Raw genomic sequence first — 918 nt, 5'->3', positions numbered from 1 at the left:
CTAAGAAGCTGTTGCGAAATTAATCAAAGGTGCTGTTAACTTTTTCTAGTTGGTGTTAACTTCATGTCTTGTTTTGCCTGACAGGAAGCGATGCCTAAAGAATTGATAGACGATGAATTGTGGTCACTGATCGAACCGCTTTTACCCAAGCGTTTGCCGCGCAATCGCCAATATGCCGGTCGCAAACCCATTGCCGATCGAGCCGTGCTAACGGGCATCGTGTTCGTTTTGCGCTCGGGTATCGCGTGGAACTTGCTACCGCAGGAAATGGGCTGCGGCTCAGGCACGGCCTGCTGGCGGCGACTCGTCGCGTGGCAAGAAGCCGGTGTCTGGGAGCGTATCCACGAGACCATGCTGGCCGAACTACGTCGTCGCGGCGAACTCGATTTGACGCGAGCGCTTGTCGACAGTTCATCAGTGCGCGCCATGCTGGCGGGAAAAAAACCGGGCCCAATCCCACGGACCGGCGCAAGCTCGGCAGCAAGCACCACCTCATCGTCGACGCGCAAGGCATCCCGCTTGCGGTCATCCTGACAGGGGCCAATTGCAACGACATCACGCAGCTTGAGCCCTTGGTTGCGGCTATTCCCGCGATACGAGGCCGGCGCGGTCGACCCTTGCGCAAGCCCGAGATCGTTCAGGGTGATCGTGGCTATAGTTCTGAGCCGCATCGCAAACGCCTGCGCAAACGTGGCATCAAACCTGTCCTTGCAAAAATCGGCTCGCCGCATGGAAGTGGACTGGGCAAAACGCGTTGGCCGGTGGAGCGCTCCATTGCCTGGCTCCACTCGTTTCGACGCTTGAAGTTTCGCTACGAACGCTATGCTCATGTCCACGAGGCATTCCTATCTTTAGCTTGTGCACTGATTTGTTGGACGCGTCTGAAATCCCTAATCAACTAATTTCGCAACAGCTTCT

At 56.2% G+C, this 918-nt stretch carries 1 protein-coding gene; it reads left to right on the top strand.

Going from position 1 to position 918, the window contains the following annotated elements; all coding sequences use genetic code 11:
* Positions 1-90: 90 nt before the first annotated feature.
* Positions 91-902, top strand: a protein-coding gene (locus EOS_RS44170) for an IS5 family transposase (protein ID WP_087881877.1) whose coding sequence is annotated in 2 segments (ribosomal slippage) — positions 91-430 and positions 430-902 — 813 coding nt in all. Because the reading frame shifts where the segments join, the coding sequence is not laid out codon by codon here.
* Positions 903-918 lie beyond the last annotated feature (16 nt).

Source organism: Caballeronia mineralivorans PML1(12), from assembly GCF_001028175.1.
Taxonomy (GTDB): domain Bacteria; phylum Pseudomonadota; class Gammaproteobacteria; order Burkholderiales; family Burkholderiaceae; genus Caballeronia; species Caballeronia mineralivorans.
The sequence above is the reverse complement of the archived record's forward strand: the minus strand, read 5'-3'. Positions and strand labels throughout refer to the sequence as shown.